The sequence below is a fragment of the Adhaeribacter aerolatus genome (assembly GCF_007991635.1).
In the GTDB taxonomy this organism is placed as follows: domain Bacteria; phylum Bacteroidota; class Bacteroidia; order Cytophagales; family Hymenobacteraceae; genus Adhaeribacter; species Adhaeribacter aerolatus.
The window spans coordinates 116,312-133,823 of sequence record NZ_BJYS01000008.1; the positions used below are offsets into that span (position 1 = coordinate 116,312).

Sequence of the window (17,512 nt, forward strand, 5' to 3'; positions counted from 1 at the left end):
ATATTTATTACCAAAAATTCAAACCAATTATGCCAAAAAAAGTAGTAACCCTCGGAGAAATAATGCTGCGCTTATCTACTCCTGATTTTAAGAGATTTGTTCAGTCAGACACTTTTGATGTAACCTATGGCGGCGGCGAAGCCAACGTGGCGGCAGCAATTTGTAACTACGGGGAAAACGGCACGTTCGTAACCAAAGTACCAGACAATCCGATTGGGCAGGCGGCCATTAACCACTTGCGCCGTTATGGCGTTGATACGCAGTTTATTGCGCGGGGCGGCCAGCGGTTAGGCATTTATTTCCTCGAAACCGGTGCTTCCATGCGGGCCTCCCAGGTGGTTTACGACCGGGCGGGTGCTTCTATTGCCGATGTAGATGTAAGTGAGTTTGATTTCGATAAAATTCTGGAAGGCGCCGATTGGTTCCATACTACCGGTATTACCCCGGCACTAAGCGATAAAGCCGCCGCCCTGACTGAAGCCGCTTTAAAAGCCGCCAAAGCCAAAGGCATTACCACTAGCATCGACCTGAACTACCGCAAGAAATTGTGGACCAAAGAAAAGGCTCGCGAAGTAATGACCCGCCTTTGCCAGTACGTAGATGTTTGTATTGGTAACGAAGAAGATGCCGATACCACCCTGGGCTTTAAGAGCGAAGGCACCGATATTACCAAAGGCGAGTTAAATTTAGAAGGTTATAAGAGTGTGTTTAAGCAAATGAAAGAAAAATTCGGCTTTAAATACATTGCTTCTACTTTACGCGAAAGCCACAGTGCCTCTGATAACGGCTGGAGCGCTTTGGTTTACGACGGCAACGAGTTTTACCACACCAAGCAGTACGAAGTACGCATTGTAGACCGCGTAGGCTCCGGCGACTCTTTTGCCAGTGGTTTTATTTACGGTTTGGTAACCGGCATGCCGATGAATAAAGCGGCAGAGTTTGGCGTAGGTGCTTCGGCTTTAAAACACACCATCCCCGGCGACCTGAACCACGCCACCCGCAAAGAAGTAATCGACCTGATTGAAGGCGATGCCTCTGGCCGGGTACAGCGGTAATACTTTTAGTTAAAAGTTGATAATTAAGGTTGTATTACCTTGTTTGATTTCCCAACTTAAAACACAAAATAAGCTAAAGTAAAAATCCGTCTGACTATTAGGTGAGGCGGATTTTTTATTAGCTGAATAATCAAAAAGCAAACCAGTTGAATTCCTGCCATTCAGAAGGAAACTTGCTAACCGATTGCTAACAAGTTTCTTTCTGAATGACAGTTCTTACCTTTCTTCATAATTTCTGATAATAAGAATACTCCAGAAAAATATTCAACCTTTCAAAACCCTCCAAATATGGTACTAGACACTTTAGAAAACGCTGATAAGTACGCCGGCCTGCACCGCAACTTTGCCAAAGCTTTTGAATTTATTAAAAGCATAGATTTGGAAACCATTGAAGTAGGCAAATATGAAATTGATGGCAAAGACGTGCACGCTGCCGTAATGGTAAAAGACGGTGGCCCGGCCGAAACTGCCAAGTTTGAGGCGCACCGCAATTACATCGATATTCAGGTTTGCCCTAGCGGCTCCGAAGAATTAGGCTGGAAGCCCTTAAGCAAATGCCACTCGCCGAAAGATGAATACAACACGGAAAAAGATGTTACTTTTTACAACGACCAACCGGATACTTATTTCAAAATGACTGCCGGCCAGTTTGCGATATTTTTCCCCGAAGATGTGCACGCCCCGTTGATTGGTGAAGGCCAGATTAAAAAACTGGTGGTAAAAATAAAGTTGTAGCGAAAGATTAATGTTTCGTATTTAAATCTTTTAAAATATCCATTTCAAATCTTTACCTGATGGGAGATATGAACAGGTTTATTTTGATTTTAAATTCTCATTCAACCTGTCATTCTGGGAATCCTTGGATTCCCAGAATGACAGGCCTTTTTATTTATTTTTGTGAGACTTTTACACGCATTGTTCTAAACACCTTACGGACAAGCTAAGGCTAAGCTTCTAGTTTATATTTTTTCAGAATCAATTCTCTAACGAAAATGTATCCGGCTACACTTGTTTCCGCTCCCGGATGCGAGCAACAGTTAACCTATCCTGGCTCGTAGAGTCACCCATTTCCTGTAGTTTGCCAAAAGCCGCGGCGGTAGCAAAATCTAATAGTTTCTGCGGTTCGTGTTGGTTATACAAGCCGTAAATTAAACCCGCCATAAAACAATCGCCGCTACCCGAACGATCAACAGCGCCCTTGGTCTTAAATTCCGGGGAGTGCCAGAGCTGGCCGTTTTGGTACAAGGTAGTGTAATATAAAATATCTTCCTCCGGGCTATCGAACCGAAAAGTATTGGCAACTATCTTACATTTAGGAAATTTCTGAGTGATTTCCCGCGAAGTAGCCTCAGCGTGATCCAGGTAAGCTTGCTTGCTCTTTTTATCGTGTATGTGTTCATCCACCACTGTTCCAAGCAAAGTATTGGCACTCCAGATATTGCCCATTACCACATCGCAATATTCTGCTAAAGCAGGCATTACTTCACTAGGTTGTTTTCCGTACTTCCACAACCGCGACCGGTAATTTAAATCGACGGCAATGGTAATATTTTTGCGAGCGGCAGCCTCTACGGCTTCCAGGCAAACATCGGCTACGTTTTTGTTTAAAGCCGGGCTAATGGCCGAAAAATCGAACCAGTCTACATCTTGTAATAATTCATCCCAATCCAGCACACCCCGCCGCAACTCCGAAAAAGAAGAACGCTCACGGTCGTAAACCACACTCCCTTTTAAATCAGAACCAGAATCGAGGTAATAAATGCCAATCCGGTCGCCGGCCAGTTTTATGGCAGAGGTGTCGATGCCTTGTTGTTCTAAATATTCTATTACGTGCCGCGACATAAAGTTATCCGGCAACACGGTACCATATTTTACCGGCACCTGCCAACCTGCCAAAGCCGTAGCAACATTGGCCTCTGCCCCACCCACGTATAACTGCATTGGGTTTTCGGTAATATCTTCCTCCACCGCCGGCGATATCCGTAGCAGCAACTCACCAAAACATAGTACTTTTTTCATTTCTAAATACTTGGTTACAGTTTAAGAGATAAGGGCCGATAACAAAATTGCCTGTCTCCATTGAAACAGGCAATTTTGTTCTACTTCCTTTTTAATAATGTAGTTGCTACCTATAAACTTTATTCCGCAAAACTAGAGAAATTAATACAGGCACCTGAAACCTACTTCTGTCATTCAGGAGGAATCTATGTAGCTGATTCAAGGCACTTTACTATGGAGAATTTAAATTTAAATTGAAATAAAATCAATTAAATTAAATCAACTCTCAACAAAATATTCCTAATAGCAAGCGGTACTGAATCAGCTAAAAGTTTCCTCCTGAATGACACGAGTTGGTTCTATGGTACTAAAGACCTCACTTGCCAATTTCGAAAATCAGGTAGCTAGAAATTAAAATAATTTTTAGCGTTGTTGAAGCAGATATCCTGCACCATTTTTCCAATCCATTGGATATCGTTGGGGAGTTCGCCGTTTTCTACATCCTCGCCAAACATATTGCATAATATCCGCCGGAAATATTCGTGGCGCGGGAACGACAAGAAACTGCGCGAATCGGTGAGCATGCCTACGAAACGGCTCAACAAGCCCATATTTGAAAGCGTGTTCATTTGCTTGATCATACCGTCTTTCTGGTCGAGGAACCACCAACCGGAACCCCACTGAATTTTACCGGCCACCGAACCATCGTTAAAGTTACCCACCATCGTCGCCATCAGCTCATTATCAGCTGGGTTAAGGTTATAAATAATGGTTTTGGTTAGCTGGTCAGAATTGTCGAGGCGGCGCATAAATTTAGAAAGTGCGCGGGCCTGCTTAAAATCGCCAATAGAATCCCAACCCGTATCGGGGCCCAGTTGCCGCAGCATCCGGGAATTATTATTGCGCAAAGCACCCAGGTGATATTGCTGCACCCAACCCTTTTCGTGATCCCAGATGGCAAAATAATACAGCATCGCCGATTTAAATTTTAAAGTTTCGTCGGGCGAAAGCGCTTTCCGGGTTCTGATTTTATCGAAAATCTGCTTTATTTCTTCGTCGGTGTAATCCTCAGCGTAAATTTCTTCTAAGCCATGGTCCGAAACGGAACAGCCATTTTCGGCAAAGTAATCGTGCCGTTTTTTCAGGGCAGTTAAGTAAGCATCAAAATTATCAATAGCTACGCCGGCTACTACTTCCAGCTTCTGAATGTAAGCATTCAGGGCTTCAGGATCGTCAGCATTCATGGCTTTATCGGGCCGGAAAGCCGGTAACACTTTTATCTCAAAACCGTCTTTTTTAATTTGCTGATGATGCTCCAGGCTATCGAGCGGATCGTCGGTGGTGCAAACGGCTACCACGTTCATTTTCCGTAACAAATTCCGGGTAGAATATTCCGGCGTGCGCAGTTTAGCCGAGCAAGTTTCGTACACTTCCCGCGCATTCTTCTCCGACAATACTTCGTTTACATCAAAGTACCGTTGTAGTTCCAGGTGTGTCCAGTGGTACAAGGGGTTGCGCATGGTATACGGTACGGTAGCAGCCCATTTCTCGAACTTTTCATAATCGCTTTTGCCACCGGTGATAAAGGCTTCGTCTACCCCGTTGGTGCGCATCGCCCGCCATTTATAATGGTCGCCGTATAACCACGCCTGCGTAATATTCTCGAATTGCTTGTCCTGGGCAATCTGGTCGGGCGGCAAATGGTTGTGGTAATCTATAATGGGCATAACCTTCGCAAACTCGTGGTAAAGTTGCTGGGCCGTGGACGACTGCAATAAGAAATTCTCGTCCAGAAATAGTTTTTTGTCACTTCTAACGTTTACCTGGCTATCTAAAAGCATTTTTTCCTGTTTTGGGTTTAAGGTTGGATTTCAGGTTGGTGGTGATTAATTATAATGATACGCCGCGCTTCCAGGGAATAAAATCATCCTGGCCGTGGCGCACAGCACTTACTTCTATTTCGCCGCTGGCAACGCCAATTACGTATTCCAGAATGCGTTCACCGGCTTGCTCAATGGTTTCCTCGCCTTCTATAATGGTACCGGTATTAATATCAATAATATCGCTCATCCGGTTATAAAGGGCCGTATTGCTCGATATTTTTACCACCGGTGCTATTGGGTTGCCGGTGGGCGTACCCAAACCAGTCGTAAATAATACTACGTTAGCACCCGAGGCGACTTCCGCAGTAGTGGATTCCACGTCGTTGCCGGGGGTACAAAGCAGGGTTAAACCGGGTTTGGTTACTTTCTCAGGATAGTCGAGTACTTCTACTACCGGGGAAGTACCGCCTTTTTTAGCTGCGCCCGCCGATTTAATCGCGTCGGTAATCAAGCCGTCTTTAATATTGCCCGGCGAGGGGTTCATGTCGAAACCAGAACCTACGGCCATGGCGCGGTCGTTGTACGTGCGCATTAACGATGAAAAACGTTCGGCTTGTTCTACCACCTCGCAGCGGTCGCTTAGGTTTTGTTCTACGCCGCACAACTCCGGAAACTCGGCCAGAATAACAGAACCACCCATAGCTACTAATAAATCGGAAGTATAGCCAATAGCCGGGTTCGCCGAAATACCAGAGAAACCATCGGAACCACCGCACTCCAAACCAATGCAAATCTTGCTCAGCGGCGCGGGTTTCCGTTCGTTTTGGTTAGCCTGCACCAAACCGGCAAATGTCTGCTTAATGGCCAATGCCAGTAAATCGGCTTCAGTTCCTACTTTTTGCTGATCCAGAATGTACAAAGGCTTGTCGAAATTAGGTGTCCGCTTCCGGATTTCTTCTTCCAAAATACTAACCTGGGCGTTCTGGCAACCTAAACTTAAAACAGTTGCTCCGGCTACGTTAGGATGTGTAATATAGCCAGCCAGCAATCCGCACAACGCAATGGCATCCTGACGGGTACCGCCGCAGCCACCATCGTGGGTCAAAAATTTAATGCCGTCTACGTGCGGAAATAACCGCTCCGATTTTTCAACTTTGGTCTCGATATAGATATCGGCTTGCAGCAACGCATTTAAATCGCCACCCGATTTATATATATCAATTAATTTATGGGCCTGATTCTGGTACGCCCGCTTGCGACCGTAACCCAAAGGCGCTACCAGCGCTTCCTGCAATACCTCCAGGTTGCGGTTCTCGCAAAATACCATTGGTACTACCAGCCAGTAATTGGCGGTGCCCACGCTGCCATCGGAACGGTGAAAACCGTTGAAAGTGCGGCCGGCAAATCTCGATAAATCTGGCTTTTGCCAGTTAGTTTTGCGCTCGCCGGTTACAAAGTCGCTGGCGGCGTGTTTGATATTGCGCGTGGTTAAAACGTTGCCGGTATATAAATCGGTTTGGGCTTTGCCTACCAGCACGCCATACATAATTATTTCGCTGTCCACCGGAATAAAAGTAGCCGCAAATTTATGCTTGGCCTGCACATCGTCCAGCAAGGTAAATTCCTCGCCCTGGTAAGTTACTACGTCGCCTCTTTTTAAATTAATTAAAGCCACCAGCACATTATCGGCCGGGTGAACTTTCAAAACATTCTGTTTCATTTTTATATTAAGCAGATACTTGCTTTCCTTCTAATTTTTTTAATCCTTCTGAAATTCCAGCATTCTTAATGCTTTCCATTTGTTTTTTAACTGCGGCCGCAAAACCTGGCAAAGCTGTTAAATCGGTGCCCCACAATTCCTGGTTCCGGAGTACTTCATCTACTAACTCCTCGCCTTCCAGGCGCTGCCATACACCGTAAAAATATTCCGCCGATTCATCATTTATCAGATATGGCTCATTGTTTAACGTGCCGAAATATTTGCCACTCCGGTTTTCAGTGGCCCGCATAAACAAGAGGTACGCGGCAAAGCCAAAAGCAATATTTTCGGGCGCCTGACTGGCCGTTTCGTAATATCGTAATAAAACCGGAATTAACCGCATTTTGAGCTTAGCCGTGTAGTTCATGGTAATACTCAGCCATTGGTGCTCGATGTGCGGGTTGCGGAACCGGTCCAGCACTTTCCGCGCAAAATTAGCAGAAGCTTCGGGCGCTACCGGGTACGGAATAGCCGGGGCAATATCTTCCTGCATTAAAGCCGAAATAAAGTTAGCCATTTGGGTGTTATCCATGGCTTCTTTTACCGTTTTTATGCCGGCCAGCACGGCCACGCCGCAGCTTAACGTATGTGTACCATTCAGTAGTCGCAGTTTCAATTCCCGGTGAATATTAATATCCGGCGTAATAATTACTCCTTTGTCTGCTTCGGCAAAAGAAAGCACTTGTTTAACGCGCTCGTCGCCTTCGATGGCCCACAACCGGTACACTTCCGACATGGTTAACAATTCGTCGTGGTAGCCTAGTTCCTGTTCCAGCCGCGCCAAGGTTTGGGCATCGGGCTTACCCGGCACAATACGATCCACCAGGGTATTGCAAAAAGTATTGCTTTCTTCCAGCCATTGCAAAAAATCAGCGTCCAAGTGGTGGCGGGTAGCGAGTTCTTTAACTATATTTTTGAGTTTAAGGCCATTATCCGGAATTAGTTCGGTGGGCACAATTACCAAACCTTTGTTTTTATCGCCGTTAAATGCGCGGTAGCGGGCCAGCAGCACGGCCAGTAATTTACCCGGAAAAGAAACCGGCGGCGCCAGCATAATATTATCATCTACTAACTGAATGCCTACTTCGGTGGTGTTGGAAAGAATAATTTCTATTTCGGGATTAGCTGCTAATTGCAGAATTTCGGACCAATCTGAAGAAGCGGTTAGTACCCGGCTAATAGCGCCGGAAATAATATTTTCTTCTACTTTCTGGCCGTCTTCGATGCCCCGCACACAAATGGTATACAACCCGTCCTGGTCGTCAAATTCCACCGTACCACCTTTATCCGTTGATTTTACCACAACCACCCGGCCATTAAATATCCCTTCCCGGTTCGCTTTATCGATGAAATAATCGGGTAAGCCGCGCAGTAGAACGCCGGTGCCAAATTGCAATACCTTTTCGGGCAAACGTAGCATTTCTGGTTCTGGCTTTTGCAACGCCACACTAGTTTCTATTTTTTCTAAATTTTCCCGGTTCAGAATCATTCTTATAATTTTAATTATTGGTAGTGGATTATTATTTTATGCTTTTTACAGGATTTGATTGTCGCCAATCCCATTATTATTTCAGGTAATATTCCTTTATTATTTAGTTTAAAAGGTAAGTAAAAAGGTAGCTTTCGGCTTGAGAAACCCACTATTGTCATTCAGGAAGAACCTATTTTGCTGTCTGCTAACAAGTTTCCTCCTGAATGACAGAAGTGAATTACTTAAACCCAACCAATTTATTTAGCACTAGCTTGTTGCAACAACCAGGCGATTAAATCATTACCAGCTTCGAAATTCTGGTACTCAGCGGGTAGTTTACGCCCATCGGTATATTCGTTGTATAACCAGGGATCGCCCACGGCAAACACGGTTCCTTTGCCCACTTTGGCGGTAGCCATTACCACATCGCCTTTATGGTCCAGCGTCGATTTGGCCGGCGCTTTCAGATCTAAGGTGCTGATTTCTTTCAGGTACAATTGCTTGCCATTTTTTAAGATGGGGTGGTTAGCCGGCACCATTATTTTACCCATGTCGTACTGGTTGCCGGTTACCGGGTTCTTCAGTTCTTTTTTAAACTGGATACCAAAGGCTGCGGCCAGGGTATTAAATTTATCGAGTTCGGCATTGTTCTGGTCGTTGGCCATCAGCAACAGCACCCCGCCATTATTCACCCATTGGCTAATGGCAGCTACGTGTTCCGGCCGGACATAATTGGGCTTGGCAGTTTCTTTTTCGGTGTCCGGATCTACGATGATGTACACGCTGGCTTTCTGCAGGTTGGCGGCGGTGGGAGCCGCTTTGAGTTCTTCGGTTTTAGCGCCTCTGTAGCGGGCATGTTCGCCGAGTAAAGAAAAGCCATTGTTGTCCATTTCTTCCCACTTATAATGAAACGGAATGGTTTGGCCAGCGGCATTCTTCATATACTCGTTGTTGAAGTAGCCATCGAGCAAAATGGTTTTGCCTTTGCCTACCTGCGGGATATCTCGCAGTTCCATTTCGTTAGCCGCCAATAAAAAAGCACCCACGCCTTTCGGATCGTTTACCACAACTTTCTCGCTGAGGTAATACTCGTAGGAGCCATCGCGGTACGGATTGCCGCCCAAACCGGCTACGCTAACGGTACCGTGCAAATTGGTCAGACCTTGCTCATCTACTTTAATAAATTCTTTCTGAATGCCTGCGTAACCTCTTTTGGCCACCGCCTCGTATTTGGCCGGCAAATACCCCATGCGCACGCCTTTGGCCAAGGCATACACAAACATGTTAGAGGCCGAAGCTTCTAAATAATTGCCTTTACCAGTTGGTTTATCCAATATCTGGTACCAAACGCCGCTTTTCTTATCCTGCACCGATTCTACCGCCGTCGCAAACCGGCTTAATATTTTCAGCAATTCGGCCCGTTTCGGATGCTTTTCCGGGAAATTTTCCAGCACATCTACTAAACCCATGCCGTACCAGCCCATGGCGCGGCCCCAGAAATGCGGCGATAAACCGGTTTTCTTATCGGCCCATTTCTGTTGTTTCGATTCGTCCCAGCCGTGGTAAAGCAAACCGGTTTTCGGGTCGCGGGCGTGGTTTTCCATGTAAATAAACTGATTGGCAATATCGTCGTAAGCAGCCGGTTCGTTAAATGTAGCAGCGTATTCGGTGTAGAAAGGCTGGCCCATGTACAAACCGTCGAGCCACATCTGATAAGGGTATATTTTTTTGTGCCAGAAACCACCTTCTTTCGTACGCGGATGGGTATTTAACTGGCTGCGCAACAAGGTAGCTGCCTTGTAATATTTTTCCTGACCGGTTACTTTATGCAGCGTGAGCAGGATGCGGCCGTTTTTAATGTGATCAATATTATACTCATCCGGCCGATACATCCGGATGGAGCCATCTTTTTGCACAAAGTGGTCCATGCTTTTCTGGATGAATTTGAAATAACGGCCATCGCCGGTACGCTTCCAAATATTTGTAAGCCCTTCCAGCACCACGCCCTCATCGTAAGCCCATTTTACCGGTTTACCGGGCTGCATTACCAGCGAATCTTTCCAGATGGTCATTACGGTGGCCGCTACCCGCTCCGAAAGGTTAGCAGGCTTAGTGGTTTGCGCCTGGGCATTTACCAGCCTCAGCAACACCAAGGCCAGCAAAAGGGTACCTGCAAAATATTTCTTCATCATCTATTAACTTTTATTTATTATACGATTTGGCTCTTTAAGCATATAATTATCAGCCAGTTATTATCGCAACTCTGTTATTTTCACGGCATCCATATCGCTATAATCTTTGTTTTCGCCGCCCATTCCCCAAATAAAAGAATAATTGCGAGTGCCGCAGCCTGAATGGATAGACCAGGGCGGCGAAAGAATGGCCTGGTGGTTATGAACCAGCATGTGCCGGGTTTCCTGCGGTTCGCCCATAAAATGCACCACGGCCTGATCTGGGGCTACATCGAAATAAAAATAAGCTTCCATGCGGCGGTCGTGGGTATGAGCCGGCATGGTATTCCAGACGCTGCCGGTATTTAAGGTCGTGAGGCCCATTACCAACTGGCAGCTCTGCAAACCATCTTTGTGAATGTATTTGTAAATCGTCCGCTCGTTCGAGGTTTCCAGGGCGCCAATGGTGGTAGGCAAAGCGCCTTCTTTTTTCATTAAAGTGGTAGGGTAATCGGCGTGGGCCGGTGCCGACAATAAGTAATATTGCGCGGGCTGATCCGCATTTACTGATTTAAAGTTTACGGTGCGGCTGCCACGGCCTACGTACAAGCAATCGAGCCGGGAAAGCTGGTAATTCTGGCCATCTACTTCTATTTTGCCGTCGCCGCCAATATTAATTACGCCCAGTTCGCGTCTTTCCAGGAAAAATTCGGCTTTCAGGTTATCGTAGTTGCCCAGCGCTACAGCCTCGGCTTGGGGTACCACGCCCCCGACAATAATGCGGTCGTAATGGCTATAGGTTAAATTAAGCTGGCCGGGCTGCATCACGTTTTGTATCAGAAAATTCGCGCGCAGTTCCTCGGTATTCATCTGGCTTACTTCTTTGGGGCTATTATGATATCTTTGTTCCATTTTTTATTTGTTGGTTGTCAGTTGTTGGTTGTCAGTTGTTGGTCAGCTATGCAGGTTTTTTATTAATTTGCCAATTAAGTAGGGGGACCAAACAACTTTAACAGTTTTAAATTATTGTTTTTAAGCTTAACGGCCCATCCAGCCGCCATCTACGGTTAATATAGTGCCGTTCACGTAATCCGAAGCGCGGGAAGCCAGGAAAATAGTGGCTCCGGCAAAATCATCGGGGGTGCCCCAGCGGCCGGCGGGTATCCGGTCCAGAATGGATTTGCTCCGCTCCGGGTCGTTGCGCAGGGCTTCGGTGTTATCGGTGGCAATATAGCCGGGCGCAATGGCATTTACATTTACGCCTTTGCCGGCCCATTCGTTAGCTAACGCTTTTACCAGGCTGCCAATTGCGCCTTTGCTGGCGGCATAACCAGGCACATTAATCCCGCCCTGAAAGGTTAGCAAGGAAGCCGTAAAAATAATTTTACCGGAGCCATGCTGCACCATTTGACGGCCAACTTCGCGGGAGATAATAAAAGGAGCATCCAAGTTCACGGCCAGTACTTTGTCCCAGAGTTCATCGTCGTGCTCTGCGGCCGGTTTTCTTAAAATCATACCGGCATTATTTACCAGAATATCGATGCGAGGATTCTCGGCTAATAACTGGGTTAAAAAAGATTCCAGAGCGGCCCGATTACTTAAATCGCAGGTATAGGCCCGAAAACGGCGACCCAAAGCGGTCACTTCCTGTTCTACTTCGCTGCCCGAGGCCGGCATTGAAGCCGATACGCCAATAATATCGGCCCCAGCCTGGGCCAAAGCCAGCGCCATACCTTTGCCAATACCTTTGTTACACCCAGTTACCAAGGCAATTTTCCCGCTCAGATCAAATAATTGTTGTATATTCATTTTAAGAATTTAGGTAATGAAAGAAGTTGTAAAGCTTCTACAATTTTGTTTAATCCGCAAGATACACCTCGTCTAATAAACAAGTGTACATAGTTTTTTAACGGGAAAAAACTTTACCATGGCATTTTTTTGTGCAATCGTTACCGGGAACGATCTCGAAAATTTATTTAGAACAACCGAAATGAAAAGCCTTTATTATAGGTAAGCGCGTAATAAATTCCCTATCTGTTAAATACAGAGAAGGTTTCCCAGGGTGCGCAGCCTGATGGTTAAATAAATTTACCACCAAAAAGTATAACCCGCCTTTTGGCAACCGCTATTGTATTTTTGATAGGCTATTACTATCATTTTTAAACCCAATAAACAAATTTAAGGAATGCCGCTTTCCGCATCTGAAATTACGCTTTGCCCCCTCACAATGGCCGATATTCTGCTGGGAATGCGGCTGAAAGAATTGGCCCATTGGAATCAACTGAAAATGGATTGGGAATTCTTAATCAGGTCCGGTACGGCAGGAAATTTTGTCGCCTCCTATAAAGGAAAAGAAGCCGGCACGCTTACCACCTTGTTTTACCCCGAACGGTTTAGCTGGATAGGCATGGTGCTGGTAGATCCCGCATTTCGTGGCTTGGGAATTGGCAGAACTTTACTGGCTGAAGCCATTAAAGAAGCAGAAAACAAAGGCACCATCCGTTTGGATGCGACCGCGCAAGGCCAAAAACTTTACGAAACGCTGGGGTTTGAAACGGAACGGGAAATAATCCGGATGCAGCGTCCCAACCTACCCGGTTTGCCCCGACCGGAAAGTAAACTGGAGCCACTAACGCCGGAAATGCTGCCCCAAGTAGCTATGTTGGAAATACCGGTATTTGGGGCAGACCGCCAGCTAGTATTAAAGTACTTACTAGAGAATGCCCCCGTATACGCCTGGTACACCCACCAGAAAGGAGAAATAACCGGTTATTGCTTCGGGCGCTCCGGCCATCATTTTGAGCAAATTGGCCCCATTGTAGCCCAGCACCCCGAAGATGCCCGGCAATTACTCTTAGCTGCTATGGGTACTGCGCCGGGTAAATCTTTTATCATCGATTCAGGTATTCATAATAAAACCTGGCTCGACATACTGCAAACATTGGGATTTACGCCGCAACGTACTTTCATCCGGATGTACCGTGGTCAGTTACTTTACCCGGGAGAACCCGGGAGGCAGTATGCCATAGCCGGCCCCGAGTTAGGGTAAGCCGCAGGCTAAGTATTCTGCCTAGGCATTACTTCCTAGTGCATTTAAATTCAGGCTGTTTCAGGGTTGTGCATATTTGCCATTGCCTGGTGTTGGTGAATTTACTTTGTTAGCCTATGCAGCCTCCTGCCAAATTTTTCTGATAAACAAATGGTGGGAAACATTGTAAATATTTAAACCAATTACTAAAATTTCCTTCGGCAATATTTACGGTTATACCGTTTTATAATAGGTTATCGGCCGGTATTAGCCTTTTAATTTCAGATAAAATGTACCATTCAGACTATTGCCCCAAGATCGCAAGCAATATTCTCTTCTACAACACCTGAATTTCCCAAGCTCTAATCAGGATTTCTTCCTGCCGGAAAGTTTTTTCCAAGATTGCTTTATAATGTTGCCACCAGTTCCGGTCTAAAGTTTCCGCCATTACTTCGTAAATAATTATTTCATCTTTCACTGTTTTTTCTTCGTTCTCTTTCCATAAGCCGGTGGCCGGAGCACGCGAAAAGGAGGTAATACCGCCGAACTTTTCGGTCAGTTCCTGCTGGATTTCGTTAAAAACAGTTTGGGCGAAAGGCTCTTTTTGGTTGTTGTAAAGCGGTAATAAAATCTGAATGAGCTGCATAGGTAGAGAGCAAGGGTTTAGCCGTTAAATTTTCCTGATACGTAAGTGGAGAAAATTAATAACCCAATTGCTTATCGAATATTTACCTGCGTAACTTGGGAGAAGATTTTATTCCTTTTAAAAGCTTCTACAATCCGGATGAAACACCTGACACTTATTTTCTCTGTCTTGCTCCTGGCTAACCACCTGGTAGCCCAAACTGCAAAAACGACCAAACCCACTGCCACCGACAGACAAGCAGTAGAAACAGTGGTGCGTACATTGTTCGACAGTATGCGGGCCGGCGATACAGCTAAAGCCCGTTCGGTTATGGCGCCCAACTTCCGCATTGTTGTTTTAGCGCAAAATACCGCCGGGCAAACGGTAACGCGCGATGTTACCGCCAAGCAATTTCTGGCGCAGATAGCTTCTAAACCGCCCCAAACTTTAGATGAGCGGTATTGGAATAGCCAGGTGCAGGTAGATGGGGATTTAGCTTCTTTCTGGTGCCGGTACGCTTTCTTCAACGGTGGTAAGTTCAGTCATTGCGGTTCCGATGCCTTTCAGTTATATCGTTCACCGCAGGGCTGGCGGATCGTAAACTTATCGTATAACATTCAGCGGGAGGGCTGCGACTTGCAGGCTATTCCTCCCAAATAGAATGACCCCAGCCTTTATTTAGGGCTTTGGTGGCAACAAAGGTCTACTTTAAGAGGAAGAGACTACCGGGTAATTTTTAAATGCTGAAGCTATATTGTATTTTATAAAATGGAGTAAACCATTTTCCTTCGTGCGTGTTTGTAGACTCAAGAAGTTTGGCAAAGCTTTAGAAATGATGGTAATTATACCACCAATGGCACCTGGTGCTGCAAAAAACAGGAATACAAAACAGATCATATTATTATTTAAATAACACGGTTTTGTTTCGTACTGATTTGTAAAGCTATAATTAACATTTAACGGTTACCCGAAGGTAAGTTGCGGGTATAGAAGTGGTGTTTGCTGTGGTGCTTTCGTTCTTACTGTTAAACAATTCTTCTAATTCTTGTTGCAGTTCGGAATCCTTGCCATTCTTTTCGGCTGCTTCAAAAGCATTCATGGTGGGGCCGTAATAGTTTTTAAACTTGCTGAAGAATTCGGTCGGTGAATAATCGGCGATAAAGGTAAAAGTATCTTTAACGAAAGATATATTTTCTTTGGCAATGCCGGCTTTCCCAAACCGTTCTATCACCTGTTCCTCTACACCCCACAACATAGGGCTAATAAAGCCTTCCGGCGGGGGTGGTGTATAAGCAGAACTGATCCGGAGTATCTGGGCTACCAAAGTAGGATCGCCGGGTATCCAGTTACCCATTACTATTCTTCCGCCCGGACGAGTAACCCGAACCATTTCTTTGGCTACCTCAAGGGGCTTTGGGGCGAACATGGCCCCAAAGAAGCTTACCGCGAGATCAAAAGTGGCATCCTCTTGTCCCTGCAAATCGGTTGCATCCCCTTCTTGGAAGATACAATTGGTAAGCCCTTCTGCTGTTGCCCGTTTGTTTCCGGCTTCAACAAGATTCCGGGCGATATCAACACCTAAAACATTGGCTTCTAATTTTGCTGCCGGTATGGCGGTGGTACCATCACCGCATCCAAGGTCGAGGACGTTCAACCCTTTGGTGATTCCCAGTTTACCGACCAGCGCCGCACCACTTTCCCGCATGGTTTCGGCGATTTGGGCAAAGTCACCTTTCTCCCATAATGCTTTATTTGGATTCATGCCGCTCTAAATGTTTAGACTAATTTAATAAATATTAGGATAAAATCATAGCCACTTCCCTTTATTCTGTTAAGCTTTTTATAAGCACTTATTGATATTATTTAATTTATGGTACGGCCGTAAGAGGTTGGCAGTAAAATTCACAGAGAGAGACGCTCACGAAAGGAACATTGCTGATGTTAGCATGGGGCACATCTTTTTAACTTTACCGCAATTGCAAGCGTGAATTAGCCAGCGCCAGTGGTCACAATTCAAAATGGCACGGCAGAACCCCACGCCAGAAAATTGACCTTTAAGATTTTCACTCCTAAAGAGTTAAATTCAACTGTTCGGCAACTTTAATAAAATGGTTAGAGGTGCCAGCCCTGGCGGTAATTTCGTTTGACGAACTGGTTAGCTGCCTCAAAATTGGTTATTTTCATATCTTCGCCGTTCCACAATAGCTTTTTCCGGCCGGGATTGATAAAGCCTTTGCCATCGGCGGTTGGCTCCTGGTATTGGTAGCTGCGGACGGCCAGGTTACCCATAATTACGGTTTCGGTTAAGGGCCCGGCTATCTCGAACGGTGAACTGGTATAAGCCCCAAATCCTTTTTTACAGGCTTGTACCCATTGCTGCTGATGCCCGTCCGGTCCACCTGGTACCAGCGGCATGGCAGCGGTTGGTATGGTAGTTTCTTTCATCCGCGACGAAGGTAACAGCATGGGATTGCGGCCCCACATACCAGCTACTAATTTGCCTTTGGTACCCACCAGCAGCATACCACCATCGGTGTCGCCGAAAGGTTCTTCCGGAGATAATTCCTCCGGACGTTTGGGCAGAATACCGCCATCGGTCCAGCTAAAATCTACAGCCGGCATATTGTCGCGGGCCGGGAAATGGAGGTAAATGGCCGAGGAAGGCGGACAACTATCGAGAAAATGCGCTTCTTTAAAAAAATCGCTGTACACCGAACCCACACTGCACTCTACCGATTCGGGATATTTCAGCTTTAAGGCCCGGAATGGCACATCCATAATATGGCAGCCCATATCGCCGAGGGCGCCGGTACCAAAATCCCACCAGCCGCGCCACCTAAATGGCATATAGGCTTCGTGGTAATCGCGGTAAGGCGCGGTGCCCAGCCACAAATCCCAATCTACTTCGGCGGGTACGGGCATTTTTTGCGTGGGCGTGGGTATACCCTGCGGCCAGACTGGGCGGTTGGTCCAGGTATGTACCGTATGTACATCGCCGAGCAGGCCTTGTTGTACCCAGGTTTCAATCAGGCGGGTATCGTCGCCGCTGCTGCCCTGGTTGCCCATTTGGGTTACTACTTTATAGCGTTTGGCCGCTTGGGTCAGCATTCTTACTTCGTAAATATCGTGGGCCAGTGGTTTTTCTACGTACACGTGCTTGCCCAACTGCATGGCGGCCATGGCAATGGGGGCGTGCATGTGGTCGGGGGTGCTCACAATTACGGCATCAATGCCCCGTGCCTCTCTTTTTTGCAGCAGTTTGCGGTAATCTTTGTAATGTTTGGCTTGGGGCCACTTTTCGCGCGCCGCCTTGGCCTGCCGGTCGTCTACATCGCAGAGAGCCACAATATTATCGGTACCGTTGTTAAAGCTGTTGGTAATATTTACCATGCCTTTACCGCCGGCCCCGATGGCGGCAATATTTAATTTATCGCTGGGCGCTGTAAAGCCTTTGCCACCCAAAACGTGCCGCGGCACAATGGTAAACCCGGCCAAGGCTAGGGAACTGCTTTTAATAAAATCGCGGCGGGATACAGGAAATGAATCGTTTTTGAGAGGCATTTTTGTATTTATATTTCAGGC

14 protein-coding genes are annotated in these 17,512 nt (G+C 46.3%); 4 read left to right on the plus strand and 10 right to left on the minus strand.

What is annotated here, in order from left to right; all coding sequences use genetic code 11:
- The first annotated feature begins 29 nt into the window (after positions 1 to 29).
- Positions 30 to 1,055, plus strand: a complete 1,026-nt coding sequence (locus tag AAE02nite_RS07605) for a sugar kinase (RefSeq protein WP_146896610.1) — start codon at positions 30 to 32, stop codon at positions 1,053 to 1,055.
- Between the two features lie 288 nt (positions 1,056 to 1,343).
- Complete coding sequence (locus tag AAE02nite_RS07610) at positions 1,344 to 1,790, plus strand: NanQ anomerase/TabA/YiaL family protein (RefSeq protein WP_146896612.1); 447 nt, start codon at positions 1,344 to 1,346, stop codon at positions 1,788 to 1,790.
- Positions 1,791 to 2,057: 267 nt separating this feature from the next.
- Here the strand turns inward: AAE02nite_RS07610 and AAE02nite_RS07615 are convergent, their stop codons facing one another.
- From AAE02nite_RS07615 to kduD, 7 genes are all read right to left on the minus strand, one after another.
- Positions 2,058 to 3,074, minus strand: coding sequence for a sugar kinase (locus AAE02nite_RS07615; protein ID WP_146896615.1), 1,017 nt, complete (start codon positions 3,072 to 3,074; stop codon positions 2,058 to 2,060).
- Positions 3,075 to 3,457: 383 nt separating this feature from the next.
- Entirely contained in the window at positions 3,458 to 4,894 is a 1,437-nt protein-coding gene (uxaC, locus tag AAE02nite_RS07620) for a glucuronate isomerase (RefSeq protein WP_146896618.1), read from the minus strand.
- Between the two features lie 49 nt (positions 4,895 to 4,943).
- Positions 4,944 to 6,596, minus strand: a complete 1,653-nt coding sequence (locus tag AAE02nite_RS07625) for a UxaA family hydrolase (RefSeq protein WP_146896620.1) — start codon at positions 6,594 to 6,596, stop codon at positions 4,944 to 4,946.
- A gap of 7 nt (positions 6,597 to 6,603) precedes the next feature.
- Positions 6,604 to 8,124, minus strand: coding sequence for a tagaturonate reductase (locus tag AAE02nite_RS07630; RefSeq protein WP_146896623.1), 1,521 nt, complete (start codon positions 8,122 to 8,124; stop codon positions 6,604 to 6,606).
- A 239-nt stretch (positions 8,125 to 8,363) separates the two neighbouring features.
- Positions 8,364 to 10,298, minus strand: coding sequence for a glycoside hydrolase family 88 protein (locus AAE02nite_RS07635; RefSeq protein ID WP_246150871.1), 1,935 nt, complete (start codon positions 10,296 to 10,298; stop codon positions 8,364 to 8,366).
- 60 nt (positions 10,299 to 10,358) lie between these two features.
- A complete protein-coding gene (kduI, locus tag AAE02nite_RS07640) occupies positions 10,359 to 11,189 on the minus strand; it encodes a 5-dehydro-4-deoxy-D-glucuronate isomerase (protein ID WP_146896625.1) in 831 nt (276 codons plus the stop codon).
- A 126-nt stretch (positions 11,190 to 11,315) separates the two neighbouring features.
- On the minus strand, positions 11,316 to 12,086 hold the full coding sequence (kduD, locus tag AAE02nite_RS07645; RefSeq protein ID WP_307725526.1) for a 2-dehydro-3-deoxy-D-gluconate 5-dehydrogenase KduD: 771 nt from the start codon (positions 12,084 to 12,086) through the stop codon (positions 11,316 to 11,318).
- 376 nt (positions 12,087 to 12,462) lie between these two features.
- Here kduD and AAE02nite_RS07650 point away from each other — a divergent pair, with 376 nt between their 5' ends.
- Entirely contained in the window at positions 12,463 to 13,326 is an 864-nt protein-coding gene (locus AAE02nite_RS07650; protein ID WP_146896627.1) for a GNAT family N-acetyltransferase, read from the plus strand.
- Between the two features lie 316 nt (positions 13,327 to 13,642).
- Here AAE02nite_RS07650 and AAE02nite_RS07655 read toward each other — a convergent pair whose 3' ends face one another.
- A complete protein-coding gene (locus AAE02nite_RS07655; RefSeq protein WP_146896629.1) occupies positions 13,643 to 13,951 on the minus strand; it encodes a hypothetical protein in 309 nt (102 codons plus the stop codon).
- Positions 13,952 to 14,089: 138 nt separating this feature from the next.
- Between AAE02nite_RS07655 and AAE02nite_RS07660 the strand changes: the two genes are divergently transcribed.
- The gene (locus tag AAE02nite_RS07660) at positions 14,090 to 14,590 is read left to right on the plus strand and encodes a nuclear transport factor 2 family protein (RefSeq protein WP_146896631.1); all 501 of its coding nucleotides are present in this window, start codon (positions 14,090 to 14,092) and stop codon (positions 14,588 to 14,590) included.
- A 289-nt stretch (positions 14,591 to 14,879) separates the two neighbouring features.
- Here AAE02nite_RS07660 and AAE02nite_RS07665 read toward each other — a convergent pair whose 3' ends face one another.
- On the minus strand, positions 14,880 to 15,692 hold the full coding sequence (locus AAE02nite_RS07665; RefSeq protein ID WP_146896633.1) for a class I SAM-dependent methyltransferase: 813 nt from the start codon (positions 15,690 to 15,692) through the stop codon (positions 14,880 to 14,882).
- A 350-nt stretch (positions 15,693 to 16,042) separates the two neighbouring features.
- Entirely contained in the window at positions 16,043 to 17,491 is a 1,449-nt protein-coding gene (locus tag AAE02nite_RS07670; protein ID WP_146896635.1) for a Gfo/Idh/MocA family protein, read from the minus strand.
- Positions 17,492 to 17,512: the final 21 nt, after the last annotated feature.